The following is a 25,869-nucleotide window of genomic DNA, read 5'->3' as shown; positions in this document are numbered from 1 at the left end:
TAAACGCGGCTCATCTGGCCATCGCCGACGCCGATGGTTTGGCCATCTTTGGCGTAGACAATGGCATTGGATTTGACGAACTTTGCCACTTTCCAGCAGAACAGCAGATCTTGCAGCTCGGCGGCTGTTGGCTGGCGCTTGCTGACCACCGTCAGGTCGCCCAGGGTCACCATGCCGAGATCCCGCTCCTGCACCAGCAGGCCGCCATTGACGCGTTTTAAGTCAAATCCTTGCGCCGGTGCCGTCCATTGACCGCATTCGAGCAGCCGTACGTTCTGCTTGGCAGCGACCGCGTCGCGGGCCTCCTGACTCACGCTCGGGGCGATGATCACCTCAACAAACTGACGCTCGACGATGGCCTTGGCGGTGGCGCCATCAAGCGGCCGGTTGAAGGCGATGATGCCGCCGAAGGCCGAGGTGGGGTCGGTCTGGTAGGCACGATCATAAGCGCTGAGCAGTGTCTCCCCGATAGCGACGCCACAGGGATTGGCGTGTTTAACGATGACACAAGCAGGCTCGCTGAACTCCTTCACACACTCCAGCGCTGCATCGGTATCGGCGATGTTGTTGTAGGAGAGCGCCTTGCCCTGCAGCTGTTGGCTGCTGGCGATGGAACCGGGGGCGGCATCTGCTTCGGCGTAGAAGGCGGCAGCCTGATGGCTGTTTTCGCCGTAGCGCATGTCCTGTTTCTTGATGAACTGGCTGTTGAAGGTGCGCGGGAAGCGGGACTCCTCGTCACCCTCCTTGTTGTCACCGTAGGAAGGAACCATGTTGCCAAAGTAGTTGGCGATCATGCCATCGTAGGCGGCGGTGTGCTCGAAGGCCGCAATGGCCAGATCGAAACGGGTCGCCAAGGTCAGGCTGTTGCCGTTGCTATCCATCTCGCGAATAACCCGATCGTAGTCGGCAGCATTGACCACGATGGCCACATCTTTGTGGTTTTTAGCGGCGGAGCGCACCATGGTCGGGCCGCCAATATCGATGTTCTCGACCGCATCGGCGAGGGTGCAATCGGGCTTGGCCACGGTGGCGGCGAAGGGGTAGAGGTTGACGACAACCATGTCGATGGGGGAGATAGCGTGCTGGGCCATGATGGCGTCGTCCTGATCGCGACGGCCCAAAATGCCACCATGCACCTTGGGGTGCAGGGTTTTAACCCGACCGTCCATCATCTCGGGGAATCCGGTGTAGTCGGAGACCTCGGTCACCGGTAGGCCCGCCTCCGCCAACAGCTTGGCGGTACCGCCCGTGGAGAGCAGGGCCACCCCACGCTCATTGAGTGCCTTGGCAAATTCCAACATGCCAGTCTTATCAGACACACTCAGCAGTGCACGGCGAATGGGTCGAGCTTGTTCCATCACTCTATCGTCCTCAACATAACGGGGACCATTCCATGGGCGCTGAGGCTCAACACAGAGAGTCCCCAAATAAATGGAAGTGGGGGATTTCGCAAACCACTCTTCGCCAGCGGGCCTGTTGCTGATAAAAGTGTTTTAAGAAATGCCCGTTTGACACGGCGCTCTCTTGTGGGCGCGTATTCTACACAAAAAATGAGATGCGTGGTGAATTTTTTGCAACGGCAAAGCCTTGTCCGACAAGGTGTTAAACGTTTTCTGATTGATTTTTCGAAACGTTTGTATTTTCAGTGTTTTCAGCAAAATAAAGTCCTGATAACGGCTTTTATCTATCTCTTTTACCCTCTTGGCTGGTAATGCACGGGTAAAGTAGTAATAGTGAATGCCACTGCTTGGGTGGCTGGGTACGTAAGAGGGCAAGGGATGTATCGAATTGGAGAATTAGCCAAGGTCTGTGGGGTGAAGGCGGATACCCTGCGCTTTTACGAAAAAAATGGCCTGATTGCGCCAAGCGTTCGTAATGAGTCTGGCTACCGCCTCTACAGCGAGCAAGACAAGCGGCGCTTGGAGTTCATCATTCGTGCCAAGTCAGTGGGGTTTTCCTTGGCCGATATTGGTGAGCTACTCGATCTTGATACCCATAAAGCCAAGGTGACCTGCCAAGAAGTTAAAGCGGTGGCTGACAGTAAGTTGGCTCAAGTGGAGCAAAAACTAAGTGAGCTGAGCCGCTTTCGTGACAATTTGCGCGAGCTTTCCAACATCTGCTGCGGCGGGCCTCGCTCGGCAGAGCATTGTGCGATTTTAGAGGTGTTAGAGTCAGGAACTCCCGCTCGCCATGAGCAGCATGCCCATGAATAGCTCTGGCTACGGTGAGTGTGGGGGCGGTTGTTGCCTTGGGCGTTTACTGCCACAATCGTCGCCGCGTTAGCCCATACAAGGGCTGATGTGAGGCTGTGTGTGCCGTTCAGTCTCCCGTATTCAGGTTTTATCATAAGGAGCCACTGTGGCTAAACAACGGGGTATCCCCGCAACTCTCGCCTCCCGTCAGGAAGCACTCCCCACGGTCAGTTATGCCCATCAGCGCGGCGTGATTAACGATAACCACCAGCACGCGTTACTGGGCGATCCGCTGTTTCGCAGCCGGGTCGAACCGAGCAAGAAGGGGAAGGGCAGCTATCGGCGTCACGCCAAGCACGGCACGCGGTGGGAGCCCGGCCAACAGCGGATGGTCATGGTCTGCTGCTGAGCGGGTTTCTGGCGTAGCGGTCGTCACTAGCGGGCGACAGGCCCAATAAAAAAGCACCATCACGGTGTAATGCCAGTCAGTTAAGCACTTTTATGACTAAATATTCGAGATATTGAATATCAAAAGTAGCTCCATGATTAAAGAGTCAATTTGGCTCCAACCCTTGCCCTGACTGGCATGCAATAAAAAGAGGGAGGCATCATGCCTCCCTCACTCGTTAGCCCTTATACCCCGCGGGTTGGGACTCAAATTCTCTTAACTGACTTGCATTAACCATCACGGTGCTTTTTTATTGGGTGTTCCCCCACTCTGCATAACAGGTGGGGGAAGGTGGCCGGTTAAATTGCCCAGCCGCCGGCGTAGAAGGTTACCAGTGCAACGGCGATGATAACGGTGCCGAGGTTGAGCTTGCGCCACTCGGCCGCAAACAGCCGGCCGACCACTAGCGCCACAAAGCCCAGCATGATGCCGGTGACGATGTTGCAGGTCAGGACGATAAACACCGCGCATAACATGCCAGCGAGTGCATCGATCGAGTCGTTAAAGTCCAGCTTGGTGACGTTGCCTAGCATCAGGAGACCAACGTACATCAGGGCCGGTGCGGTGGCGTAAGCCGGTACCAGATAGCTCAGTGGTGAGAGGAAGATCATCAACAGAAACAGCACGCCAACCAACACTGCGGTTAAGCCAGTTTTGCCTCCGGCGGCGGTGCCCGCAGCGGATTCGATGTAGACAGCCGCTGGGGCGCCACCGACGGCACCAGCCACCAGGCTACTGACGGAGTCGGCAGTGAGGGCCTTGCCGCCGCTGATGATGTGACCACGCTCGTTGATCAGGCCCGCTTGACCTGCCACGGCGCGGATGGTGCCGGTGGCATCAAACACCGCCGTCATCACCAGTGCCAGTACGGTGGGCAGTACTACCGGATTGAGGGCGCCCAGCAGATCCATGCTACCGACCAGCGAGCCTTTCTCGCCAGTCAGGCTTGGCATGGCGAAGAAGCCTTGCCAGGTCACCTTCGGATCGAAGATAAGGCCAAGGATCGAGATGGCGATAATCACCATTAAGATGCCGCCGGGTACTTTGCGCCGCTCCAGACCGAAGATGGCTGCGAGTCCCAATACGGTCATGATGACAGGAAAGGCGGTGACTTCACCGAGCTGGACCGGTAGCCCAGCCCCGTCATTCTTGATCACCATTCCTACCCCGTTGGTGGCGATCAGCAGCAGGAACAGGCCGATGCCAATACCGGTGCCGTGGGCAATGCCGGAGGGCAGGTTATCTAAAATCCACTGACGCACCCCAGTCACACTGATCAGGGTGAACAAGATCCCCATCAGGAAAATAGCGCCTAGCGCGACCGGAATACTCAGCCCCTGACCCAGCACCAAGCTGAAGGCGGTAAACGCGGTCAGGGAGATGGCGCAACCGATAGCCATCGGCAAGCGAGCCCATAGCCCCATCAGCAGCGAGCCAAAGGCGGCGATCAAGCAGGTGGCAACAAACACTGGGCCTTGCTCAAAGCCGGCAGCTCCCAACATGTTGGGCACGACTATGATGCTGTAGACCATCGCCAGAAAGGTGGTCAACCCCGCGACCAGCTCTTGGCGTACGCTACTACCGCGGGCAGAAATGGAAAAATAAGCGTCCAAAAAGCCGCGTTGCGTCGAGGGAGCGGCCGTATCTTGCTGTGCCATGACTAATCCTGAAAGTGTGAGGGAAATCGTTTGCGTTAAGTGGCGCGCAAAATAGCAAAAATTTGTGGAAAAGGCAGCGAAAAACCACCTTCCTCTTGATAAAACTGCGATTTGACGTCGTTCGGCACTGGCTCAATACCCGCGATCTGACAGTTGGTCACTTCCGTTTAACATCGGCTTAGCAGTCTTGCTCATCTGGCTCGAGTGACAGGGTGGGGATCACCGCACCAAACACCTGCTGTAACTCGCTACGATTAGCCAGCAAGTCTTGCAAGGTATAGCCATCCATCACCGTTAAAAATGCCGCCATTGCCTGTTTTAGCGCCCCTTTTAGCAGACAGACTGAGACGATATGGCAGGTTGGGGCATGACAATCAATCCCATCGAGGTTCCCTTCTAACCCTCGGATCACCTGGCCGATATTGATGGTTGCTGGCGCGCAGGCGAGGCGGATACCGCCATGCTTCCCCCGCTGGGATTGCAGATACCCCAGTTTTACCAATTGGTTCACTACTTTCACCATGTGGTTGCGTGAGACGTCATACATGGCGGAGACCTTGGCCACGCTAGAGAGTTCGCCCTCCGGCAAAGTGGCTAAATAGATCAACGCTCGCAAGCCAAAGTCGGTATAGCTAGTTAGTTTCATAGTGGCGGTATCGTGTCGCGTAAAAATGGATGATTGCATCAAATAAAATAAGCATTTAGGATGTCACTTATTAAGTGGTATTTGAAATGTTCAATTAAGTGAGGCTCCCAATGCTAGATCAAACCACCATTGCCGTCATCAAAAGTACTATCCCTTTGCTGGAATCCGCTGGTCCAGCGTTAACCCAGCACTTCTATCAGCGGATGTTCAGCCACAACCCTGAGCTGAAAGATATTTTCAACCTCGCGCACCAACGTAGTGGTGGTCAGCCTTTAGCGCTGTTCAATGCAGTCGCGGCTTACGCGAAGAATATCGACAACTTGGGCGCACTGACTGGCGCGGTGGAGCGGATTGCGCACAAGCATACCGGATTCCTGATCCAGCCAGAACAATATCACATAGTAGGTAGTCATCTGCTTGCGACGCTCAAAGAGCTCGGTGGAAGTGCCGTCACTGACGAGGTGCTGGAGGCTTGGGCTAAAGCCTATGGCGTGCTGGCTACTATCTTCATTGGTCGAGAAAGCGAAATCTATCAAGAAAAGGCCCGCCAAGCGGGAGGATGGCAAGGCACTCGCTTGTTTACCATCCAGGAGAAGCGAGCCGAGAGTGAGCTGATTACCTCGTTCGTGCTGACCCCCAGCGATGGCCAGCCGGTACTGGCTTATCAGCCGGGGCAGTACCTCAGTATTAAGTTGACCCATCCGACCCTTGAGTATCAGGAGATCCGCCAATATTCCCTGTCGGATGCCCCCAATGGCCGTGACTATCGCATTAGTGTCAAACGTGAAACGCAGGGGCAAGTCTCTAACCTGCTGCATGATCACGTGCAGGTTGGTGATCACATCGCGGTGATGCCGCCGACGGGGGATTTCTATCTGCAAACCGACCGCCACACCCCAGTGGTATTGATCTCGGCGGGGGTTGGCCTCACTCCCATGCTGAGTATGCTCAATCAGCGGCTCGCCGAGCCGAGCGATGCTGATCTGACGTGGCTGCATGCCTGTGAGCATGGCGCCTTACATGCGTTCAAAGAGGATATCGCCGCCAAGTGCCGTCAGCATCCACGACTCGTCAGCCGAGTTTGGTATCGCGTGCCCGCCGCAGGGGATCAACAAGGGCAGGATTATGACTTCAGCGGCACCATGACGCTCGCCGCTGTTAGCGAGCGGATTGACCCCAAAGCCCACTACTACTTTTGTGGACCGCTGGGTTTTATGCAGGGGATAAAACAGCAGCTCCTACAAGCGGGTATCCCTACCGAGCAGCTCCATTATGAAGTTTTTGGGCCGCATCAAGATCTGTAAGCGAGGAAACACCCTATAACAAGATGAGGGACTGGCCTGTCACGGCACGGCGGCTAGACCCGGGCCCATGGCGTAACTGCCATGGGCCATTTTGTTGATCAACGCATCGACTTGGCGCGAGTCACCACCGCAGCAGGCATACGATCCGCTAATTGGCTCAACAGGCGGGTTGCTTGCTGATGCATGGCTTGATCCCCAATGACTGATTGATGTAACCAGCGGTAGGCATCTTCATAATCGAGTGGGCTGCCCATGCCCTGTAGCAGCATCTCAACCCATTGGATCTGCGCTCGTAAGAAGCCTAAGTTAGCGGATTCGCGCATCAGGGTTTCAGCTTGCGCCAAATCCTGTTGTACCAAGGTGCCTTTCCAGTAGTAGCGACCGAGCTGTTCTAAGGCGGGTGCTAAGCCCTGATTCGCCGCATCCCACAAATATTGCACCCCGAGCTCGGGATTAGCCTTGGTGCAGACCCCCCAAGACAACATGTCGCCCCAGAGAAACTGGTAAGCAGGCACCTTCATCACCGAGGCGCGTGCTTCAATATCTTGCACTAGTTGGCAGCGATCTCGCGTGAGCTGCTTAAGATGACGCCCTTTCTCAATCCAATTGAGGAGATCGTCTTGGCGATAGAGCGGCACAGCCTGCAAATCACCTGCTGCCAGCGGGGTGCTGGGGGGAGGAGACGATGTTGTTGGCTTATCTTTCGTCACTGGTGCAACCAAAGGGATAGCTGCCGCTGGTGGCGGTGCTCCAGCGGCATCAGATGGCTTGCTTGCCACGGCCGAAAAAGAGGGCGGGGTCGCCCCGCTAGCGGCAGGGGGGAGCAGCGTACTGATAGTGGCTGGCTGACTGGTGGTCACGGCTGGACTAGGCGCGGCTGCTGAGGCAGCGTCGGCGCCATAAAGCACAGGGGTGAATGAGGCAAAGATAATAAGGATCAAGGTTTTCATGATAAAGATCTCCTGCTGCCCTCTGTTATCGGCGCCATCTTTCATCCCCTTAATGCTGCGATCTCTTTCACTGACCACCGTGGTGAGCAATGTGGCGCTGGGGGAGGCCGTTTTTTGCGCTTGCACTCACTCCTGCGCTTAATCAGTAGCGTTGCCTGCGCTCGTTGCCATCAAGGCCACTCGTTGTCATAAAAGTTACCCACTAGCCAGCTGCAGCACCTAAAGCCAGATCATCAATACGCAGGCTGCTGTTGCGAGCCCCATGCCAAGGTTAAAGCGGCGCCAGCCACTGGCGGTGCGGATGAGGCGGCGAACTTGAGCACCAAAAAGCACCCAAAAAGCCCCCGTGTAGAGGCCGGTGATAAAAAAGACCCCCAACACCCAACTGGCAGAAGGCCAATAAGTATCGCCCGCCAAGGTGAAACCGCTGATCGCCGAGATCGCCATCATCCAGGCCTTCGGATTGAGCAGTTGTAACATAGCCCCTTGATGTGCGGGGATCAGTGGCCGATTACCGTCGGCAGGGCCACTGGCGGTTGCCACTTTCCACGCAAGCCACAGTAAGTAGGCGGAGCCGATAAGCTTAAGGCCCTGATGCAGCAGGGGGATTTTTTCAAACACGACCCCCAACCCGAGTGCAGTGGCCAAGATCATCAGATTGATCCCCCCCACCACCCCGACCAATAAAGGAAGGGTACGGCGAAAGCCCTGCGCCGCGCCCGCACTGGTGAGCAACATATTGTTGGGCCCCGGCGTACCGCAGGTGATCAGGGCGAAACCTGCTAAAGGCAGCAACCAATTCAGATCCATCTCAACCTCTTGCGTGATAGAACACGTCAGCCACGCTGACCAAGGGTGCCAATATGCAGAGTCCTCGCCCTTATCACAAGTCAGGAAATTCGTATTTTTTGCATAACTATCCAAACTCTCCCCAATGTTAGTACCACAGCATCACCACACACAGCGCGGTTAACAGGCCAAGGGAGCCATTAAATCGGTGCCAGCCGCGATCGGTGTTGATCCAACGACTTAATTGGTAACCAAATAGCACCCACACAAAGCAGATCGGAAAACCGGCGAGTGGGAATGTCAGCATAATGCCCCGCAAACTCGGCCAATAGCTGGTGCCGGGCAGACTGAAGAGACTGATGGCAGAGATCCCCATCATCCACGCCTTGGGGTTAATAAACTGAAATGCCAGCCCTTCTAGCAAGGTCAATGGACGAGCCCGCCGCGCAGGATCGCTAGGGGCCCCAGCGATAGCAATTCGCCACGCTAGCCATAGCAGATAGAGGCTACCAAAGATCTGCAGCCCGAGCCGTAGCAGGGGCCAGCGCTCAAACAGGGGATAAAGCCCCAGCGCCAGCACCAGCTGCAACACCGGTTGTCCTAATGCTACCCCGACCAGATGAGGCAGGGTACGGCGTACGCCGAAGTTGGCGCCAGACGCAGTGAGCATCAAATTGTTGGGGCCTGGTGTGCCACAGGTGAGCAAGGCAAAACCAAACAGGGTGGCATACCACTCAAACGTCATATTGAACTCCTTACAGTGCACATATTGTATCGATACAATGTGCTGATTGTGGTTGTTGATGGGCTGAAATCCACGCTATATTGCCGATAAACTTCGATCAATGGATTTATTGTCACCATGACAATCTGGACCCCAGACCTCACTGCCTTCAGTGGCCCCCTCTATCTGAAACTGGTTAAGGCCATCGAGCAGGCCATTCATGAGGGGGAACTCCCTCCCCAAACCCGTTTGCCCACCCACCGAGCGTTAGCTGATCGCTTAGGCGTCACGGTCGGTACAATCACTCGGGCTTATAGTGAAGCAGAGCGACGCGGATTACTGGCTGCTCGGGTGGGGCGCGGTACTTGGGTCAAGGGGGCACAAGATGACCCTGTCAATGGCTGGGTGATCCGCAAAGACGAGCAGGAAGGGACCCGCATCGAGTTATGGCAAAACCTGCCCGTCCCGCTGGATCGAGCCGCGATCATCCGGCCCATGCTGGCAGAGATAGCCAATGGGGAGCTCAATAGCCTGCTCGGCTATGACAATGAGGCGGGCAAATCAGGCCAGCGCCAGTTGTTTATCAACTGGCTAGCGGATCAAGGGGTTAACGGCAGTGAAGAGTGCTTGATGTTCAGTCATGGTGCTCAGCACGGCATTATGTTGGCCTTGGTTGCGACGGGGTGTGTGGGGGAGACGCTACTGTGTGAAGGGCTCAGCTATCCGGGGATGTTGGGGACGGCGCGCCAGCTAAAAAATCAGGTGGTCGGAGTAGCATTGGATGACGAGGGGATCGTGCCTGATGCGCTCGACGCCACTTGCCGCACACGGCGTGCCAAATTGCTCTATTTGACCCCTACTTTGCAAAATCCCACCACCGCAACCATGAGCTTGGAACGGCGCCACGCCATTGTAGCGATAGCTCGTCGCCATGATCTATGGATCATCGAGGATGATGTTAATGGCCTCTTACCGCAGGATCCCATGATACCGCTGGTTAATTTGGCGCCTGAGCGGGTTATCTATCTGGGCAGTTTGGCCAAGATAGCCTGTGGCGGGCTGCGGGTTGGTTTTGTGCTCACCCCGCCAGCGTTGCGCAATGCTTTTGCCCAAGCCATGCGGCTATCAAGCTGGATGGTCAGCCCCATCTTAATTGAGCTGGCATGCAAGCTCGTCAGTGAGCGCCACATCATGCACCTAGTGGAACAGCAACGGCGAATTTTAACCGGCCGTGGCGAGCTGTTGCGCCACTTACTGCCAGAAGCCCGCTGGCAGATTGGCTCCATGCACGCATGGCTCCCACTACCAGAACCTTGGCGCAGCCAAGAGTTTGCCGATGCTGCAGATGCGCTTGAGGTCGGGGTAGCCAGTGGTGAGCACTTTGCAGCTGGCCAGTTTGCAGCAGTTCAAGGCGTGCGTTTGAGCCTGAGTCAACCCGCCAGCGACCAGCGTGTTGCCGAGGGGTTGAGCCGGCTGGCGCAGCTGCTGCGAGGCAGCTTGCCGACTAATCCACTGCTCTAGCTAGCGATCATGTCAGCCAAGATACCCATTGGTTAAGCGAGCCCACACTGTGTGTGATAACCATAGGTGGCATTACTAACAAACTGAACATAAAGGATTTCCTCTATTTAGCCCGCAGATAAAGATTGCAAAGTCAGCGTTGAATGGCATTCTAGCCATCTAAATGGCTGTAATAGATAGGAGAGAAAAGATGGATTTTCGCCGTGTTCCCCAGGCCGTCGCGCTGGCGCTGCTGCTGACCAGTGGCATCGCCTCTGCTAATCAAGCACTGGTATTCCAAACCGATTTTGGTCTCAAAGACGGGGCTGTCTCCGCGATGAAGGGGGTTGCATTTGGTGTAGACCGCACTCTACCCCTCTATGACCTGACCCATGAAATCCCAGCTTATAACATCTGGGAAGGGGCCTATCGCCTTTATCAGACCCTCAATTACTGGCCCAAAGGCACGGTCTTTGTAAGCGTGGTCGATCCCGGTGTCGGCACAGATCGCCAATCGGTGGTGCTCAAGACCAAGAGCGGCCACTACATTGTCTCGCCGGATAACGGCACCCTGACGCTGGTGGCCGAGCATTTTGGCATTGAGGCGGTGCGCAAGATTGACGAACAAACCAATCGCCTCAAAGGGTCTGAGAAGTCTTATACCTTCCATGGCCGTGATGTTTACGCATATACCGGTGCACGGCTCGCCTCCGGCTCCATCAGCTATGAACAAGTCGGCCCCTTGCTTGCCGCAAACGTCGTGCAAGTTCCCTATCAACCTGCGGTAGCAGAAGCTGATGGCACCCTCAAAGGCACCATCCCTATTCTTGACGTGCAGTACGGTAATGTCTGGACCAACATCGACGACGTGCTGCTCAGCAAAGCGGGGATTAATAAAGGCGATACCGCCTGCATCAAGATCCGTGAAGGGGCTGTGGTGAAATATGAGGGCAAAGCTCCTTACGTCAGTAGCTTTGGCGATGTTGCAGAAGGGCAGCCACTGGTCTACCTCAACAGCTTGTTACAAGTCTCTATCGCGCTGAATATGGAGAGTTTTGCTGCGCAGCATCAGGTTTCCTCTGGTGCCAACTGGCATGTCAGTCTGAAGAAGTGTAACGCGACCTAAGTGTTCAACAAACACCCTGCCGATGGTAATAAGCGGCAATGGTCACTGAGCCGTGTCAGCCTGCACCTTACCCTACTGGTGTCGGCCGACAGGACGTATTAATCCAGCGGTAAAAGATAGGATTTGGGCATGAGTGGCGTAATCCGCTGTGCCCATCTTGGCGATCTTAGATACGCTGCGAAAACGATATGTCACGCAATAACGCGGCGTGCCGATATGGTGTCAGTCATGAACCAGCAACAATAACAGTGCCGTATCGATATAAGGTCACCGAATATGCGCGCACCAGCAAATGAAGTTTGTCGCCGAGCCATGCCACCCCCTATGATAATATTCGCCTAATTAAGGGGGGGTATTTGGGCGATGATGAAGCAAGAACAACTTTTACAACAAGCAGAACGAATTTGTGGACAACGTGGCAGCCGTTTCACTCCCACTCGACGTCAGGTGTTTCGCCTGCTGGCCGCTCATGGTAATGCGATCAGTGCCTACGATTTATTGGCACAATTGCAACAAACCGAAGCGCATGCCAAACCACCGACGGTTTACCGAGCCCTTGATTTTTTGCTTGAACAGGGTTTTGCACATAAAGTGGAATCTCTCAACGCTTTTATTATTTGTTGTCACTTTGACCATGCCCACCCAATGCAGCTATTAATTTGCGATCGCTGCGGTGATGTGGTTGAGCTAAATGATATGGCGATTGATCACGCATTTACTAAACAGGCTTTGCAGTACGGCTTTACGATTACCAATAAGACCTTAGAAGCCCATGGCCAGTGTGCACATTGCACATCCACCTTAGGAGAACAACATGAAGGCTGATTTCATTAATCCGTTTCTGATCTCCCTGCTCAACGTGATCTCAACCATGGCGCAGCTGGAGCTGAAACCCGGCACGCCAAAACGAAAGGTTGACGAAGTGGCTCGCGGTGATGTGTCTGGCTTGATTGGTATGGTCGGCCCGCAGCATCGTGGCTCACTCTCGATAAGCTTCGAAAAAGGGCTGGCACTGGAAATAATGCGCCGGATGTTGGGTGAAACCGCCACCACCATCAATGAGGATGTGACTGACATGGTGGGGGAGATCACCAACATGGTCGCCGGTGGCGCGAAGCGGATGCTGGATGAGAAGGGCTATGAGTTTGGGATGGCGACCCCGATTATTGTCTCAGGCCCCAGCCATACCATTACCCATGGTGCTGACGGCACCAAAATCATGATGCCTTTTGAGTCAGAATACGGTCGCGCGACCATCGAAATCTGCTTCGAGTGATCCTATGTGGTGGGCACTGAAATGGTTCTTTATTAGCTGGGCCTTGTTGCTGATGCTGTCAGATATCCAGATCAGCACCTCGCTCTACCAGTACCAGCAGAACCGGGTGCTGATTAATATCCCCCGCTGGCAAGCCAACCGGCCTTGGGCGACGCTGCAATGGCATGTCGGACGCATAGAGGCGCATTGGTATGGCCTAGCGGGTAAACCGGCGGCGATATTAGATCAATGATATAGCAGGCCAAGCCTTGCTACATAAGTGGCTCGGTGCCATTGACCAACCGACGTTGCAATCCACATCAGCTCACGATCAGCCCATCCCACCTGGCTGCCATACCATCTCAGGTCATGCTTTCCTAGCCCTAGCCCTAGCCCTAGCCCTAGCCCTAGCCCTAGCCCTTGGCATTGCCAGCTCAGCAGAGCTGGCGAGCTAAGTCGCATCAGTGCTTAGTTGCAGGATCAGGAGGAGCCCGCTTGGTAGCACCTTTGGTTGGGGCGGGCCCGATAGCTTGATGTCCTGTGATCAACTGAACTGGGCCGAGTAATTGATCGCCGGAGACGCAAAATGCTTGGCCAAAGCCTTTGACGAACAACCCTTGCTCGGGGGTGAGGCAATACAGCACAAAATCTTGCAGCTGAGCGAGTCCTAACACTATTTCTCCAAAGCGCTCTTCGAGTGCCTCGATCGCCTTGGCCCCGCGTTCACTATCTCGCGCAACCCAGTGTGCTTGTGCATCGAACGTCAGGCGTTGGCGGGCAAATAGCTGGCGGGCTGAGCCTTCATCTTCGATCAGCATCAGGGACACCTTCGGCACCAGCTGCAAGTTCCGCCCATGGCGAGCGAGCTCTGAGATCAGGACGTAATAACCATCTTCTAACAGCACAAAGGGGGCATAACTGGCATTAGGACAGCCAGCGTGGTCGACCGTGGCCAGCTGCAAGGTTCGGCAACGATCGCGAAAGTCGTCAATTTCTGCTTGCAAACGGCTCGATTGCCGCTCCTGATACTCGCTCATGCGTCGACTTCCTCTTGAGATAGGTGGCTTGATGTGGCTGGCTATCGCACCGATAGTGCGACCCAAATGGATTTTATCTCAACGGTACCCTAGGTTGCCCCTGTTCTCCATCGTCATCTCTGGTGGTCACCTGTGGTGGCAGGCCTGGTGTGCAGCGGTCGTCACGGTTGTTCCCTCTCAAGGTAATCCTCAAGGTAATAGATAACGGGGCGCCACACTGGGCGCCCCGTTGTTCACTGCGGCAGTGCGCTGAGTTAGTCGAGCTTCAGATCGACCCACACCAATCGGTGGTCCGAACTGACCCCCTTGGCCACATCCGGCTTGCCATCCACTGTGGCATAGACCAAATGATAACCAGGCTCGAAGCTGGCAGGCCAGAAGATGCCACTGTCGAGCACTGCTAGGTTGGCGGAGGGGATCACATAATCGAGCTGCAGGGCACTGCTGTTGGTGATCCGCTCTGGGCTTGGGCGGTTATTGTTACGGCGGCATTCGGTGGCGTTGCGCAGGCACTCAGGGCCACCTTCGCTGACGGGGATCAGCGTGCCATTGGTGATGGTCTGATTGACTAATGGGCTATTGAGCACCGCCTGAATGGCGGTCAGATCGCCATCACCGGTCAGGGGGTCGGCATTGAGGTCGCCAGCGATGATGAACTTAGCGTTGCGTGCCAGCCCGCCTTGACTGCCCTTGTCATCGGTCATGTAGTCGAGCCCTCGAATATAATCGTGCCAGAAAGCGACTTCGGCGCGGTTGTGCTTGACGGTGTGACGTGCAGCGTTAGCGAAAATCGGCGGTGTTGGGTGTGAAATCAGAAAATGGATCACCTGCTCGCCGCCAGCGGTATTGATCCGCACCGGTACATCCACATGATTTTTCGACGAGAGCGGATATTGCTGCCATACCGCATCGTCATACCACGGGTCGCCACATTGGCGATTGGCTGGGATCGGCGCTCTTGGGTTGTTGCAGTCATCGATAATCGGGTTCTGCTCCCCCGGCATCTGGTGCCACTTGAAGTGCTGGAAGGTGCGGATTTGCTGAGTATCAATGGGGAATTTCGACAGCACCGCGAAGGCGTATTGACCGTGGTAGTTACCAAAGCCCCACGCATCGTCAGGACCACGGTTGGTGCTGCCGTCCAGATTGAGGTCATAGCCACTCATCAGGCCGGTATTGGTGGCAAAGCTTTGCAGCACTGGATAGCTGATAGCCGTGACGTCACTGTGCTGGGCGTGGGCCAAATAGTGATCGTTGAAGGCTTGTAGATCGGTGGTACTCTCCCCTTTACCGTCGTTGTCGAACTCGTTGAGCACGAACACATCTGGCCGAGTTCGCTGGATAATTTCCGCCACATTGCGGATCTGCTGCACATTCTTGGCTTTGGTTTGCTCGGCAGGCGTCAAGCTGGCATCCCCAGATTGGTAGCGGGCTAACAGCTGATCTTGTGCTTGACGGTTGAGTGCCAATTCGTCACTGAGCATGCCTGCCGCACTGCGATCAAACGAGAGGTTAAAGGTGGCAAAACGTACCATGGGATCGAGCACCTTGGGGCCATTGTCATTATTACAGCCTGCCATCATGCCAAGGGAAATGGCAGTAGCGAGCAGCATTTTGCTGATTGATTTCATTTTTATTTTCCGCTTTATCAACAGGTTACGCCTTAATATCTGGCGCCGCCATTATAGAGAGTAGATGTTACTCAATGGGGTGGGGCACTGGAAATTGTGAGAGGATTCACAAGAGCGAGAGCGGCAACTGCCTGCATCCACCATTACCTGCCTGGTGGCATGGGATTGCGGGGGCGATGTCGGTTGGCCATGTCTGCCGAGTGGCCCATAGCGCACCAGTGCACGATCGTTATAATGCCTCGCCACAGAGGAGAATGAGATGAACGAGTCAGGTTACTGCGCCATCGGATTGGTCAATCCTAAGTCGCCAGAGAATGTTGGCAGTGTCATGCGGGCGGCAGGTTGTTATGGCGCCAGTGAGGTGTACTACACGGGCAACCGATTCGAGTTAGCGCGCCGTTTTGCCACCGATACTCACCAGATGATCACCCAGATCCCCTTGCTAGGTGTCGATGATCTGCTGGCATTCATGCCTGCTGATTGCACGCCTGTGCTGGTGGATTTAATCGCGGGGGCCACCCCACTGCCTGAGTTCATCCATCCTGAGCGAGCTTTTTATATCTTCGGCCCAGAAGATGGCACCCTCAAGCCTAAGCAGTATGCCAAGGTGCAAGAGGTGGTCTATGTCCCCACCCAAGGTTGTATGAATCTGGCTGCCTCGGTCAATGTGATCCTCTACGATCGGTTGGCTAAGCGGATGATGGCGGGCCGCTGAACAAACTGGGAAACCGCGAAGGGGGCGGTGAGGAAACCTATCAGGGCAGCCAAGCTGCCCTGATAGGGTGGGGCGTTATGTCAATCAGATGACGCTACTGCGCAGCCCATTCTCCATCAAGCGGCAGTTATGGGCCGCCAGACGGGTCATAAACGCCTCGTCGACGGTCAAGCCGAAGACCTGCTCATAGAGATCTTTCATCACGAACGGTTGCCACATCATGCTCAAAAAAGAGACCTTCAGCATGTCAGGGTCCATGTGTTCGCCTAACTCCCCATTGGATTTCATGGTTTCCAACAAGGCATCAAACTGCGGAAGTTGGCGCTCTAACAGGCGATTTAGCACAAAATCTCGGCCGGGGCTCTTTTCGTTGGCTAACGCATTGGAGATAGCGGAGGTCAGCTCACTGTTGGGCGCCATCACCTGATAGTAGGTATTGAGCAGCTCATTTAGGCTATGGCCACAATGCTCATCTTGCCAAGCGTGTTCCAGCGGTTCAGCAACATGACCTAGCACCGCCTTATAGAGCCCCTCTTTACTGCCAAAGTAATAGTGGATCATCGCCAGATTAGAGCCAGCTAGCTCTGCAATTTCGCGGGTGGTGACCTTGCTATAGGGCATACTAAGAAAGCGGTCACGCGCAGCAGCCAGTAATCGATCACGAATATCAGAACGTCCGACCGGACGGCCTGGTCTACGTTTTTCCATGAAACACCTCAGAAAATTCAGTCTATGCGGATAAGTGGATCTGATTGTGCGAGGCAGGAAGCACAGCAGGAATGACCGGATAATCGGCGATGAACCGAATATGAAACAAGAAAATTTGCAGTCCTTTACAATTCGATTAAATAAACCGAGCGCTGACCGCTGCCGCTTGCGGTTGACACAGCCTAGAAATCTCGATATTGGTAGCAGGTCATTGACCATAGGATTGACGGCTCATGTATATTGTTACCCCGCTACTACTGCTATCCCTACACGCGTTCATTCGCGCGGGATCTTTGTAGCCGGGCTAACGCACAGCCGGAATTTACAAAAACCCGTGCACCCCGCACGGGTTTTTTTATGTCACCGCAGGTAGCACGTCACCGCACATAGGAAGAGGTAAATCACATGTCAGATCGTGTCATCATATTCGACACAACCCTGCGCGATGGTGAGCAGGCACTCGCGGCTAGCTTGACCGTCAAAGAGAAGCTGCAAATCGCGCAAGCCTTAGAGCGACTCGGTGTCGACGTGATGGAGGTTGGCTTCCCGGTCTCTTCTCCGGGCGATTTTCAGTCGGTGCAAACCATCGCTCGCCACATTAAAAACAGCCGCGTCTGCGCCTTAGCGCGCGCCTTGCCAAAAGATATTGATGCGGCGGGAGAAGCGTTGCGGGTGGCGGAGGCGTTTCGGATTCACACCTTTATTTCCACCTCCTCGATTCATGTGGAGAGCAAGCTGAAAAAAAGCTTCGAGGATGTGCTGGAGATGGGCGTCAGTGCCATCAAGTATGCGCTGCGTTATACCGATGATGTCGAGTTCTCTTGCGAAGATGCAGGCCGCACGCCGATCGATAACCTGTGTCGGATGGTGGAATCCGCCATCAAGGCGGGGGCACGTACTATCAATATTCCTGATACCGTGGGCTACACGGTGCCGACCGAGTTTTCCGGTATCATCCAGACCCTGTTCAATCGGGTGCCGAACATCGACAAAGCGATTATTTCGGTGCACTGTCACGACGATTTGGGCCTGTCGGTGGCGAACTCCATCGGCGCGGTGCAAATGGGGGCTCGCCAGATCGAGTGTACCCTCAATGGCATCGGTGAGCGGGCCGGTAACTGCTCGCTGGAAGAGGTCGCAATGATCCTCAAAACCCGCGCAGATCTGCTCGGGCTACATACCAACATTCGCCACAGTGAAATTCACCGCACCAGTACCTTGGTTAGCCAGATTTGCAACATGCTGGTGCAGCCGAACAAGGCGATTGTCGGGGCTAATGCCTTCTCTCACAGCTCCGGCATTCATCAGGATGGGGTGCTCAAGGCAAAAAACACGTATGAAATTATCACCCCCGAGAGCATCGGTTTAACCCAAAACAGCCTTAACATGACCTCTCGCTCTGGCCGCCACGTGATCAAACACCGGATGGAACAGATGGGATATGCCGAAAGCAGTTATGAGCTCGACGATCTCTATGAAAAGTTTTTGACCTTGGCTGACAAAAAAGGCCAGGTGTTCGATTACGATCTCGAAGCGCTCGCCTTCTTTAGCCAGATCCACGAAGAGCCAGAGCATTTCAAGCTCGAGTATCTGGGGGTGCAAAGTGGCAGCTCAGTACTGGCCACCGCCTCCGTGAAATTACGGGTAGGGCAAGATCTGGTGTGCGAAGCTGCCACCGGCAATGGCCCTGTCGATGCGGTCTATCAATGTATCAACCGCATCACCGGTTACGACATCCGGGTCGCTAAGTATGCGCTCAAGAGCAAAGGGGAAGGGGAAGATGCCCTCGGTCAGGTAGACATTGTCGCCGAGTACAAAGGCCGTAAATTCCACGGCATGGGGCTGGCCACCGATATCATCGAATCCTCAGCCCATGCGTTGCTGCATGTCATCAATAGTATCTGGCGCGCCGACCAAGTCGCCGAACAGCTGGAACGCAATCACACAATCAAGACGGAGACACTATGAGCAGTTATCGGATCGCAGTATTGCCGGGAGATGGCATTGGCCCGGAAGTGATGGCAGAAGCCATCAAGGTGTTGGCAAAAGTACAGGCCAAGTTTGGTTTCACCTTTGATTATCAGCACCACGACGTGGGTGGCATCGCCATCGACAATCACGGCACGCCGTTGCCAGCTAGCACCATTGCTGGCTGTGAGGCGGCCAACGCTGTGTTGTTTGGCTCAGTGGGTGGCCCTAAGTGGGAGCACTTACCTCCCAACGATCAGCCAGAACGCGGTGCCTTGCTGCCCCTGCGTGCGCACTTCAAACTGTTCTGCAACTTGCGTCCAGCCCGGCTTTACACCGGCCTTGAATCGTTTTCGCCGCTGCGGGCCGATATTTCAGATCGCGGCTTTGATATCGCTTGTGTGCGCGAGCTGACCGGCGGTATTTATTTTGGACAGCCCAAAGGTCGTGAGGGGGAAGGGGCAACCGAAAAGGCATACGATACCGAGGTATACCACCGTTTTGAGATCGAGCGGATCGCCAAGATCGCCTTTGAATCTGCCCGAGTGCGCAGAGCCAAGGTGACCTCCATCGACAAAGCCAATGTGTTGGCCTCCTCGATTTTGTGGCGTGAGGTCGTGAGTCAGGTGGCCAAGTCTTACCCCGATGTCGCGCTTAACCATATGTACATCGACAACGCCGCGATGCAGCTCATCAAAGACCCGTCCCAATTCGACGTGCTGCTCTGCTCCAACCTGTTTGGCGATATTCTCTCGGATGAGTGCGCCATGATCACCGGCTCGATGGGACTGCTCCCTTCTGCCAGCCTCAATGAGTCAGGTTTCGGTCTGTTCGAGCCCGCTGGTGGCTCAGCCCCCGATATCGCCGGCAAAGGGATTGCTAACCCGATCGCCCAGATCCTCTCCGCTGCCTTGATGTTGCGCTATAGCCTAGGCCAAGAAGCGGCCGCTCAGGCCATTGAGCAAGCGGTGGCCCAGACGTTGGCAGAGGGTTACTTCACCGCTGACCTGCATCAGGCTAATGCCCAGCATCCGGTACAGAGCACGGCGGACATCGGCAACCAGATCGCCGCCCGGATCTGAGCCACGCAATAGATAACAAGGAACCCAGAGCAATGGCTAAAACCCTTTATCAGAAAGTCTTCGATGCCCATGTGGTGCGCGAAGTGGACGGCGAAACGCCGCTTATTTATATCGACCGTCACTTGGTGCATGAAGTGACCAGCCCACAGGCCTTTGATGGTCTGCGTGCCATGAAGCGCCAGCTGCGGCGCCCCGACCTGACGTGGGCCACCATGGATCACAACGTCTCCACCACCACCAAGGACATCGCGGCCTCTGGTGAGATGGCTCGCATCCAGATGGAGACACTGGCTGCCAACTGTAAAGAGTTCGGGGTGCGCCTCTACGATCTCAACCACCGCTATCAGGGCATCGTCCACGTCATGGGGCCTGAGCTCGGCATTACCCTGCCGGGGGCCACCATCGTCTGTGGTGACTCGCACACCGCCACCCATGGTGCCTTCGGATCACTCGCCTTCGGCATCGGCACCTCCGAGGTGGAACATGTCATGGCGACTCAGACCCTGAAGCAGGGCCGCGCCAAGACCATGCGCATTTTGGTCAACGGCAAGCTGGCCGAGGGGATCAGCGCCAAGGATGTGGTGTTGGCCATTATTGGCAAGGTGGGCCACGCTGGCGGCACCGGCTATGTGGTGGAGTTTGCCGGAGAGGCCATCCAGAGCCTGTCGATGGAAGGGCGGATGACGGTCTGTAACATGGCCATCGAGCTCGGTGCCAAAGCGGGGATGATTGCTCCCGATCAGACCACCATCGATTACATTCGTGGTAAAGAGTTCGCCCCCAAAGGTGAGGCGCTGGAGCAGGCTATTGCTTACTGGCACAGCCTTAAGAGCGACGAAGGCGCTCATTTCGATGCACAAGTGGTACTCAACGCCGCTGATGTCGCGCCACAAGTCACCTGGGGCACCAACCCAGGGCAGGTGATTGCGGTCAATGAGCCGATTCCAGAGCCTGACTCGTTCAGTGACTTGATGGAGCAGCAATCGGCCCGTAAAGCGCTCGCCTACATGGGGCTGGAGCCAGGTCAGAAGCTCTCTGATGTCACCATCGACAAGGTGTTTATCGGTTCATGCACCAATAGCCGGATCGAGGATCTGCGTGCTGCTGCTGCCATTGCCCGTGGCCGTAAAGTCGCGGCGGGGGTACAGGCGTTGGTAGTGCCGGGCTCCGAGCAGGTGAAGGCGCAGGCCGAAGCCGAGGGGCTGGACAAAATATTCATCGAGGCAGGCTTTGAGTGGCGTCTACCCGGCTGCTCCATGTGCTTGGCCATGAACAACGATCGGCTACAACCGGGGGAGCGCTGCGCCTCCACCAGTAACCGTAACTTTGAAGGGCGCCAAGGTCGTGCTGGGCGTACCCATTTGGTTAGCCCCGCGATGGCCGCCGCCGCTGCGGTCAGCGGTCGTTTTGCCGACATTCGTTCACTGTAAGAGGGAATCACTATGACAGGTTTCAAGCAACACAAAGGGATCGTCGTGCCCCTCGACAGCGCCAACGTCGATACGGATGCCATCATCCCCAAGCAGTTCTTGCAGAAGGTCAACCGGATTGGATTTGGCAAGCACCTGTTCCACGACTGGCGCTTCTTGGATGATGAAGGGCAACAGCCCAACCCTGAGTTTGTGCTCAATCAGCCGCGCTATGTGGGGGCTACTATTCTGCTGGCCCGTGAGAACTTCGGTTGCGGTTCAAGCCGTGAACATGCGCCGTGGGCGCTGGCCGATTACGGTTTTAAAACCATCATCGCGCCAAGTTTTGCCGATATTTTCTACGGTAACGCCATCAACAACGGCATGGTACCGGTTCGCCTGAAGGATGCTGAGGTCGAGGCGCTGTTCCAGCTGGTGGCTGCCAATCCGGGCCAACAGATCGAGGTCGATCTGGAGGCAAATCAGGTGCGGGCAGGCACCCTCTGCTTTGGTTTTGAAATCGACGAGTTTCGCCGCTATTGCTTGCTCAATGGGCTCGATGCCATCGGCCTCACCCTACAGCATGAAGCGGCCATCAGCGCCTTTGAAGCCAACCAGCCAAGCTGGATCTAGGGCCTCTGGCCAAAAGATGGGTAGAATTAACAGGGAGCAATTGCTCCCTGTTTTTCGTTCCAGAGCTGGCCATCGGGGCGCAGGCGAGCGGGCCACAATAAGAGGAAAGGATGATGAAAATTGCCAAGGTCATCGCTCTACTGGGGAGCCTGCTGACTGTGCTACCGGCCAGTGCCGCCCAGACTTACTTCAACCAGCTCAATGACGGTGAGTATCAAGTCGGCTGGCAAGACCATGAAGGCAAGCCGCTGACACTCACCTATCGCTTGGAAAAAGGGAGCATTCCGCCCTTGGTCGCTTTTCGTCCCGCCAGAATGAAGGAAGATGTGGTGCAAGCGCTGCTAACGTCGGCGCGCCAAGCGCATCCCAACGTGCAATTTTTGTTGTCTCGCCCAAGCCTTGACGTGCAACTGAAAAGCCGTCAAGCAGAGCAGGCTCAGAAAGCCATGGCGTGGCTGGTGTCGGAACGTAAAAAAGAGGAAGCCGCGTGGCTGCAATCCCACTATTTCCACTATTTTACCCCCCCAGATGGTCAGTTAGCCATCAAGCAAGATCATGTGCGCATCGCCTTAGAGAGCCGCGCTGAGCTAGCCCCGCTCGCCAGTCAGTTAAAGCAGGAGGGGGCGCATGAAACAGAGACTCGCCAGAAAACGGTGGCACATATGCTCACCTTTGTGCAGAGCATCCCTTACCTCACCTTGGATAGCTTGGGTGGACGACTCGGCAAAGGGTTTCTCACGCCGCGTCAGGTGTTAGCGCAAAATCGGGGGGATTGCGACAGCAAGGTGACCCTGATGGCGGCCATGCTTGCTCAGCTGTTTCCAACCCTAAAACAAGCGATCGTGATTGTGCCGGGTCATGCCCTACTTGGGGTGGCGCTGCCTGCTCAACCTGGGGAGGCGACCCTCGCCCATGGCGGTGAGCGCTATGTGCTGCTAGAGCCTACCGGCCCAGCCCTGTTGCCCGTTGGCCAGATAGCTCCCGCCAGCAAAATGTTGATCGACAGCCAGCAAGTGAGTACCGAGGCCGTCAACGTACCGAAGGGGTGAGGGGATTGGCAGAGTGCAATGGAAACCTTGCGATAGGGGATCGCTTACACCCGCTATCTAGCGTCTAACAACATGCCCCACCAAGGTGGGGCATGTTCGTTGCACCGCTTAACGCGGCTGATGACGGGCGCAGTGGCTTACAGCGCGGCGATCTCGGCCTGCTGAGCTTCCAGCTTGGTCAGCTGGAGACGGTAATCGTCCAGCTTTTCGCGCTCTTTGGCGATGACCGCTTCCGGCGCCTTGGCGACGAAGGCGTCGTTGCCAAGTTTGCCTTCGATGCGACCGCACTCACCCACCAGACGGGCCACCTCTTTGGCCAGACGGGCCAGTTCGGCGTCCTTGTCGATGAGACCGGCCATCGGGATCAGTAGCTCTGAGCTACCGATCAGCTTCTTCACTGACAGCGGGGCGGTTTCACCATCCGCCAGCACGCGGATGGAGTCCAGACGGGCCAGCGACTTGAGGAAGGCCTCGTTGTCATTGGCGCGCTGGGTATCTTTGGCATCGCACTGGAGCAGCACGTTGAGCGGCACGCTCGGCGCCACGTTCATCTCGGCGCGGATGTTGCGGATGCTGACGATGAACTCTTTCACCCACTCACTATCCGCCATCGCGGCTTCGTCCACCTTGGCGGCGTCGAACTCCGGGAATGCCTGCAGCATGATGGTGTCGGCGTGCACGCCAGCCAGCGGAGCGACCGATTTCCAGATGGTCTCGGTGATGAACGGGATGATCGGGTGCGCTAGACGCAGCAGGGCTTCAAGGACACTGACGAGGGTGTGGCGGGCTGCGCGCTGCTCGGCCTCGGAACCCTTGGTCAGCACCGGCTTGGTCAGCTCCAGATACCAGTCACAGAACTGGTTCCAGATAAACTCGTACAACACGCCTGCGGCGATATCGAAGCGGTAGGTATCGAGCGCGGTACGGAAGTCACGGATGGCCACTTGCAGCTGGGACTGGATCCAGCGATCCGCCAGACTGAACTGCATCTCGCCGCCCTTACCTTGCGACGAGAAGCCACAATCCTGATCTTCGGTGTTCATCAGCACATAGCGGGAGGCGTTCCACAACTTGTTGCAGAAGTTGTTGTAGCCGTCCAGCCGCTTCATATCCCAGTTGATGTCACGTCCGGTAGAGGCCAGCGCTGCCAGGGTGAAGCGCAGGGCGTCGGTGCCGTGTGCCTCGATCCCTTCCGGGAACTGCTTGGCGGTACGCTTACCGATCTTCTCGGCCATCTGCGGCTGCATCATGTTGCCGGTGCGCTTCTCCAGCAGATCGTCCAGCGAGATGCCGTCGATCATGTCGAGCGGGTCCAGCACGTTGCCCTTGGACTTGGACATTTTCTGGCCCTCTTCGTCACGGATAAGGCCAGTGATGTAGACGGTTTTGAACGGGACTTGCGGCTGGCCGTTTTCGTCTTTGATGAAGTGCATGGTCATCATGATCATCCGGGCAATCCAGAAGAAGATGATGTCGAAGCCGCTCATCAGCACGTCGGTCGGGTGGAAGGTTTTGAGCGCTTCGGTGTTGTTCGGCCAGCCCAAGGTGGAGAAAGTCCACAGGGCGGAGCTGAACCAAGTATCGAGCACGTCTTCGTCCTGACGCAGTACGGTCACGGCCGGAATGCTGTGCTTGGCACGCACTTCCGCCTCGTCACGGCCAACGTAGACATTGCCGGCCTCGTCATACCATGCCGGGATGCGGTGACCCCACCACAGCTGACGGGAGACACACCAGTCCTGAATGTCGCGCATCCAAGAGAAGTACATGTTTTCGTACTGCTTGGGCACGAACTGGATGCGGCCATCTTCCACCGCTTCGATGGCGGTCTTGGCCATCGGCGCCACGCGCACGTACCACTGGTCGGTCAGCATCGGCTCGATGGGCACACCACCGCGATCGCCGTAGGGTTGTTGCAGTACGTGATCCTTGATCTCGGCCAGCAGGCCCAGCTCATCCAGCTTGGCCACAATGGCTTTGCGGGCGGCGAAGCGCTCCAGACCAGCGAACTCGGCCGGCAGGGCGGCGTCATAGGCGGTGCTCGGGTTGCCGTTGCTGTCGACTACTTCGGCCTCGGCACGGACAAAGGCGTCCAGGGTGAAGATGTTGATCATCGGCAGGCTGTGGCGCTTGCCCACTTCGTTATCGTTGAAGTCGTGGGCCGGGGTGATCTTCACGCAACCGGTGCCCTTCTGCATGTCGGCGTGTTCGTCGGCAACGATGGGGATCAGACGGTTCACCAGCGGCAGCAGGATGTGCTGGCCGATCAGCGCCTGGTAGCGCGGGTCTTCCGGGTTCACGGCCACGGCGGTATCGCCCAGCATGGTCTCCGGACGGGTGGTGGCGACGATCAGGTAATCCTTGCCTTCGGCGGTCTTGGCACCGTTGGCCAGTGGATAACGAAGGTGCCACATGTGGCCCTTGATCTCGCGGTTTTCCACTTCCAGATCGGAGATGGCGGTGTTGAGTTTCGGATCCCAGTTCACCAGCCGCTTGCCGCGGTACATCAAGCCATCTTCGTAGAGACGGACGAACACTTCCTGCACGGCGGCGGAGAGACCCTCATCCATGGTGAAGCGCTCACGCTCCCAATCCACCGAGTCGCCCAGACGGCGCATCTGGCGGGTGATGGTGCCGCCAGACTCTTCCTTCCACTGCCAGATCTTGTCGATGAAGGCATCACGGCCGTAGTCGTGACGGGTCTTGCCCTCTTCTGCGGCGATCTTGCGCTCTACCACCATCTGGGTGGCGATACCGGCGTGGTCGGTCCCTGCTTGCCACAGGGTGTTCTTGCCCTGCATGCGGTGGTAGCGGATAAGGGTGTCCATAAGGGTCTGCTGGAAGGCGTGCCCCATGTGCAGGCTGCCGGTGACATTCGGCGGCGGGATCATGATGCAGAAGGAGTCTTTGCTGGTGTCGCCGTGAGGCTTGAAGTAACCCTGGGCTTCCCAGTGCTGATAGAGCGCCTGTTCGATGGCGTTGTGATTAAAAGTCTTTTCCATGGTTTCGCCGTAATCTGGATGGATGGAGTCTGGTGTTGATTCT

At 56.1% G+C, this 25,869-nt stretch carries 24 protein-coding genes; 14 read left to right on the top strand and 10 right to left on the bottom strand.

The annotated features are described in order from the left end of the window. A partial coding sequence (purH, locus tag CUC53_RS09085; RefSeq protein WP_100293857.1) for a bifunctional phosphoribosylaminoimidazolecarboxamide formyltransferase/IMP cyclohydrolase occupies positions 1 to 1,358 on the bottom strand: 1,358 nt, incomplete at its 3' end. Positions 1,359 to 1,778: 420 nt separating this feature from the next. Here purH and zntR point away from each other — a divergent pair. Both zntR and CUC53_RS09075 read left to right on the top strand, forming a co-directional pair. Then, positions 1,779 to 2,213 (top strand): Zn(2+)-responsive transcriptional regulator, encoded by a 435-nt coding sequence (gene zntR / locus CUC53_RS09080; RefSeq protein ID WP_100293856.1) that lies wholly within the window; start codon positions 1,779 to 1,781, stop codon positions 2,211 to 2,213. Positions 2,214 to 2,376: 163 nt separating this feature from the next. Next, the gene (locus CUC53_RS09075) at positions 2,377 to 2,601 is read left to right on the top strand and encodes an alternative ribosome-rescue factor A (RefSeq protein WP_157798237.1); all 225 of its coding nucleotides are present in this window, start codon (positions 2,377 to 2,379) and stop codon (positions 2,599 to 2,601) included. 338 nt (positions 2,602 to 2,939) lie between these two features. Here the strand turns inward: CUC53_RS09075 and CUC53_RS09070 are convergent, their stop codons facing one another. Further along, the gene (locus CUC53_RS09070) at positions 2,940 to 4,298 is read right to left on the bottom strand and encodes an NCS2 family permease (RefSeq protein WP_100293854.1); all 1,359 of its coding nucleotides are present in this window, start codon (positions 4,296 to 4,298) and stop codon (positions 2,940 to 2,942) included. Between the two features lie 178 nt (positions 4,299 to 4,476). After that, positions 4,477 to 4,944: an Rrf2 family transcriptional regulator gene (locus tag CUC53_RS09065; protein WP_100293853.1), complete on the bottom strand. Its 468-nt coding sequence runs from the start codon at positions 4,942 to 4,944 to the stop codon at positions 4,477 to 4,479. 110 nt (positions 4,945 to 5,054) lie between these two features. On the opposite strand from CUC53_RS09065, the gene hmpA reads away from it, so the two are divergent. Further along, positions 5,055 to 6,248: an NO-inducible flavohemoprotein gene (gene hmpA, locus CUC53_RS09060; protein ID WP_100293852.1), complete on the top strand. Its 1,194-nt coding sequence runs from the start codon at positions 5,055 to 5,057 to the stop codon at positions 6,246 to 6,248. Positions 6,249 to 6,346: 98 nt separating this feature from the next. Here hmpA and CUC53_RS09055 read toward each other — a convergent pair whose 3' ends face one another. The 3 genes from CUC53_RS09055 to CUC53_RS09045 all read right to left on the bottom strand — a co-directional run bounded on the left by CUC53_RS09055 (position 6,347) and on the right by CUC53_RS09045 (position 8,732). After that, complete coding sequence (locus tag CUC53_RS09055) at positions 6,347 to 6,958, bottom strand: tetratricopeptide repeat protein (RefSeq protein WP_100293861.1); 612 nt, start codon at positions 6,956 to 6,958, stop codon at positions 6,347 to 6,349. Positions 6,959 to 7,417: 459 nt separating this feature from the next. Continuing rightward, positions 7,418 to 8,008 carry a LysE family translocator gene (locus CUC53_RS09050; RefSeq protein WP_100293851.1) on the bottom strand — a complete coding sequence of 197 codons (591 nt, stop codon included), beginning with the start codon at positions 8,006 to 8,008 and terminating at the stop codon, positions 7,418 to 7,420. A gap of 127 nt (positions 8,009 to 8,135) precedes the next feature. After that, positions 8,136 to 8,732 carry a LysE family translocator gene (locus tag CUC53_RS09045; protein WP_100293850.1) on the bottom strand — a complete coding sequence of 199 codons (597 nt, stop codon included), beginning with the start codon at positions 8,730 to 8,732 and terminating at the stop codon, positions 8,136 to 8,138. Between the two features lie 117 nt (positions 8,733 to 8,849). Here CUC53_RS09045 and CUC53_RS09040 point away from each other — a divergent pair, with 117 nt between their 5' ends. From CUC53_RS09040 to CUC53_RS09020, 5 genes are all read left to right on the top strand, one after another. Beyond that, complete coding sequence (locus CUC53_RS09040; protein WP_100293849.1) at positions 8,850 to 10,232, top strand: aminotransferase-like domain-containing protein; 1,383 nt, start codon at positions 8,850 to 8,852, stop codon at positions 10,230 to 10,232. A 190-nt stretch (positions 10,233 to 10,422) separates the two neighbouring features. Next, positions 10,423 to 11,337, top strand: a complete 915-nt coding sequence (locus CUC53_RS09035; protein ID WP_100293848.1) for an SAM hydrolase/SAM-dependent halogenase family protein — start codon at positions 10,423 to 10,425, stop codon at positions 11,335 to 11,337. 366 nt (positions 11,338 to 11,703) lie between these two features. Next, entirely contained in the window at positions 11,704 to 12,162 is a 459-nt protein-coding gene (gene zur / locus CUC53_RS09030; RefSeq protein ID WP_100293860.1) for a zinc uptake transcriptional repressor Zur, read from the top strand. Continuing rightward, a complete protein-coding gene (locus CUC53_RS09025; RefSeq protein WP_100293847.1) occupies positions 12,152 to 12,613 on the top strand; it encodes a chemotaxis protein CheX in 462 nt (153 codons plus the stop codon). The genes zur and CUC53_RS09025 overlap by 11 nt, the downstream gene beginning before the upstream one ends. A gap of 4 nt (positions 12,614 to 12,617) precedes the next feature. Continuing rightward, positions 12,618 to 12,845 (top strand): hypothetical protein, encoded by a 228-nt coding sequence (locus tag CUC53_RS09020; protein ID WP_100293846.1) that lies wholly within the window; start codon positions 12,618 to 12,620, stop codon positions 12,843 to 12,845. 208 nt (positions 12,846 to 13,053) lie between these two features. Here the strand turns inward: CUC53_RS09020 and hutZ are convergent, their stop codons facing one another. Together hutZ and CUC53_RS09005 are read right to left on the bottom strand one after the other, a co-directional pair. Beyond that, positions 13,054 to 13,629, bottom strand: a complete 576-nt coding sequence (hutZ, locus tag CUC53_RS09010) for a heme utilization protein HutZ (RefSeq protein ID WP_100293844.1) — start codon at positions 13,627 to 13,629, stop codon at positions 13,054 to 13,056. 254 nt (positions 13,630 to 13,883) lie between these two features. After that, positions 13,884 to 15,260, bottom strand: coding sequence for an endonuclease/exonuclease/phosphatase family protein (locus CUC53_RS09005; protein WP_100293843.1), 1,377 nt, complete (start codon positions 15,258 to 15,260; stop codon positions 13,884 to 13,886). Positions 15,261 to 15,519: 259 nt separating this feature from the next. On the opposite strand from CUC53_RS09005, the gene CUC53_RS09000 reads away from it, so the two are divergent. Continuing rightward, entirely contained in the window at positions 15,520 to 15,975 is a 456-nt protein-coding gene (locus tag CUC53_RS09000; RefSeq protein ID WP_100293842.1) for an RNA methyltransferase, read from the top strand. Between the two features lie 84 nt (positions 15,976 to 16,059). Here CUC53_RS09000 and CUC53_RS08995 read toward each other — a convergent pair whose 3' ends face one another. Then, positions 16,060 to 16,683, bottom strand: coding sequence for a TetR/AcrR family transcriptional regulator (locus CUC53_RS08995; RefSeq protein ID WP_100293841.1), 624 nt, complete (start codon positions 16,681 to 16,683; stop codon positions 16,060 to 16,062). Positions 16,684 to 17,088: 405 nt separating this feature from the next. On the opposite strand from CUC53_RS08995, the gene leuA reads away from it, so the two are divergent. The 5 genes from leuA to CUC53_RS08970 all read left to right on the top strand — a co-directional run bounded on the left by leuA (position 17,089) and on the right by CUC53_RS08970 (position 22,824). Next, a complete protein-coding gene (gene leuA, locus CUC53_RS08990; RefSeq protein WP_100293840.1) occupies positions 17,089 to 18,651 on the top strand; it encodes a 2-isopropylmalate synthase in 1,563 nt (520 codons plus the stop codon). After that, the gene (leuB, locus tag CUC53_RS08985) at positions 18,648 to 19,733 is read left to right on the top strand and encodes a 3-isopropylmalate dehydrogenase (protein WP_100293839.1); all 1,086 of its coding nucleotides are present in this window, start codon (positions 18,648 to 18,650) and stop codon (positions 19,731 to 19,733) included. Before leuA ends, leuB begins: the two co-directional genes overlap by 4 nt. Positions 19,734 to 19,765: 32 nt before the next feature. Further along, the gene (gene leuC / locus CUC53_RS08980) at positions 19,766 to 21,163 is read left to right on the top strand and encodes a 3-isopropylmalate dehydratase large subunit (protein WP_100293838.1); all 1,398 of its coding nucleotides are present in this window, start codon (positions 19,766 to 19,768) and stop codon (positions 21,161 to 21,163) included. Between the two features lie 12 nt (positions 21,164 to 21,175). Continuing rightward, the gene (leuD, locus tag CUC53_RS08975; protein ID WP_100293837.1) at positions 21,176 to 21,775 is read left to right on the top strand and encodes a 3-isopropylmalate dehydratase small subunit; all 600 of its coding nucleotides are present in this window, start codon (positions 21,176 to 21,178) and stop codon (positions 21,773 to 21,775) included. 113 nt (positions 21,776 to 21,888) lie between these two features. Continuing rightward, positions 21,889 to 22,824: a hypothetical protein gene (locus CUC53_RS08970; RefSeq protein ID WP_100293836.1), complete on the top strand. Its 936-nt coding sequence runs from the start codon at positions 21,889 to 21,891 to the stop codon at positions 22,822 to 22,824. Between the two features lie 137 nt (positions 22,825 to 22,961). Here the strand turns inward: CUC53_RS08970 and CUC53_RS08965 are convergent, their stop codons facing one another. Next, positions 22,962 to 25,826, bottom strand: coding sequence for a valine--tRNA ligase (locus CUC53_RS08965; protein ID WP_100293835.1), 2,865 nt, complete (start codon positions 25,824 to 25,826; stop codon positions 22,962 to 22,964). Positions 25,827 to 25,869: the final 43 nt, after the last annotated feature.

Source organism: Aeromonas cavernicola (assembly GCF_002795305.1).
Classification (GTDB): domain Bacteria; phylum Pseudomonadota; class Gammaproteobacteria; order Enterobacterales; family Aeromonadaceae; genus Aeromonas; species Aeromonas cavernicola.
Note: the sequence above shows the minus strand (reverse complement) of the source record. Positions and strands in the feature narration are given on the sequence as shown.

What these genes read in the sequence shown, in the direction of transcription:
- zntR (WP_100293856.1), top strand. Translation starts at nt 1,779, where the DNA reads ATGTATCGAATTGGAGAATTAGCCAAGGTCTGTGGGGTGAAGGCGGAT.
- CUC53_RS09070 (WP_100293854.1), bottom strand. Translation starts at nt 4,298, where the DNA reads ATGGCACAGCAAGATACGGCCGCTCCCTCGACGCAACGCGGCTTTTTG.
- CUC53_RS09065 (WP_100293853.1), bottom strand. Translation starts at nt 4,944, where the DNA reads ATGAAACTAACTAGCTATACCGACTTTGGCTTGCGAGCGTTGATCTAT.
- hmpA (WP_100293852.1), top strand. Translation starts at nt 5,055, where the DNA reads ATGCTAGATCAAACCACCATTGCCGTCATCAAAAGTACTATCCCTTTG.
- CUC53_RS09050 (WP_100293851.1), bottom strand. Translation starts at nt 8,008, where the DNA reads ATGGATCTGAATTGGTTGCTGCCTTTAGCAGGTTTCGCCCTGATCACC.
- CUC53_RS09045 (WP_100293850.1), bottom strand. Translation starts at nt 8,732, where the DNA reads ATGACGTTTGAGTGGTATGCCACCCTGTTTGGTTTTGCCTTGCTCACC.
- CUC53_RS09040 (WP_100293849.1), top strand. Translation starts at nt 8,850, where the DNA reads ATGACAATCTGGACCCCAGACCTCACTGCCTTCAGTGGCCCCCTCTAT.
- CUC53_RS09035 (WP_100293848.1), top strand. Translation starts at nt 10,423, where the DNA reads ATGGATTTTCGCCGTGTTCCCCAGGCCGTCGCGCTGGCGCTGCTGCTG.
- zur (WP_100293860.1), top strand. Translation starts at nt 11,704, where the DNA reads ATGAAGCAAGAACAACTTTTACAACAAGCAGAACGAATTTGTGGACAA.
- CUC53_RS09025 (WP_100293847.1), top strand. Translation starts at nt 12,152, where the DNA reads ATGAAGGCTGATTTCATTAATCCGTTTCTGATCTCCCTGCTCAACGTG.
- CUC53_RS09020 (WP_100293846.1), top strand. Translation starts at nt 12,618, where the DNA reads ATGTGGTGGGCACTGAAATGGTTCTTTATTAGCTGGGCCTTGTTGCTG.
- hutZ (WP_100293844.1), bottom strand. Translation starts at nt 13,629, where the DNA reads ATGAGCGAGTATCAGGAGCGGCAATCGAGCCGTTTGCAAGCAGAAATT.
- CUC53_RS09005 (WP_100293843.1), bottom strand. Translation starts at nt 15,260, where the DNA reads ATGAAATCAATCAGCAAAATGCTGCTCGCTACTGCCATTTCCCTTGGC.
- CUC53_RS09000 (WP_100293842.1), top strand. Translation starts at nt 15,520, where the DNA reads ATGAACGAGTCAGGTTACTGCGCCATCGGATTGGTCAATCCTAAGTCG.
- CUC53_RS08995 (WP_100293841.1), bottom strand. Translation starts at nt 16,683, where the DNA reads ATGGAAAAACGTAGACCAGGCCGTCCGGTCGGACGTTCTGATATTCGT.
- leuA (WP_100293840.1), top strand. Translation starts at nt 17,089, where the DNA reads ATGTCAGATCGTGTCATCATATTCGACACAACCCTGCGCGATGGTGAG.
- leuB (WP_100293839.1), top strand. Translation starts at nt 18,648, where the DNA reads ATGAGCAGTTATCGGATCGCAGTATTGCCGGGAGATGGCATTGGCCCG.
- leuC (WP_100293838.1), top strand. Translation starts at nt 19,766, where the DNA reads ATGGCTAAAACCCTTTATCAGAAAGTCTTCGATGCCCATGTGGTGCGC.
- leuD (WP_100293837.1), top strand. Translation starts at nt 21,176, where the DNA reads ATGACAGGTTTCAAGCAACACAAAGGGATCGTCGTGCCCCTCGACAGC.
- CUC53_RS08970 (WP_100293836.1), top strand. Translation starts at nt 21,889, where the DNA reads ATGAAAATTGCCAAGGTCATCGCTCTACTGGGGAGCCTGCTGACTGTG.
- CUC53_RS08965 (WP_100293835.1), bottom strand. Translation starts at nt 25,826, where the DNA reads ATGGAAAAGACTTTTAATCACAACGCCATCGAACAGGCGCTCTATCAG.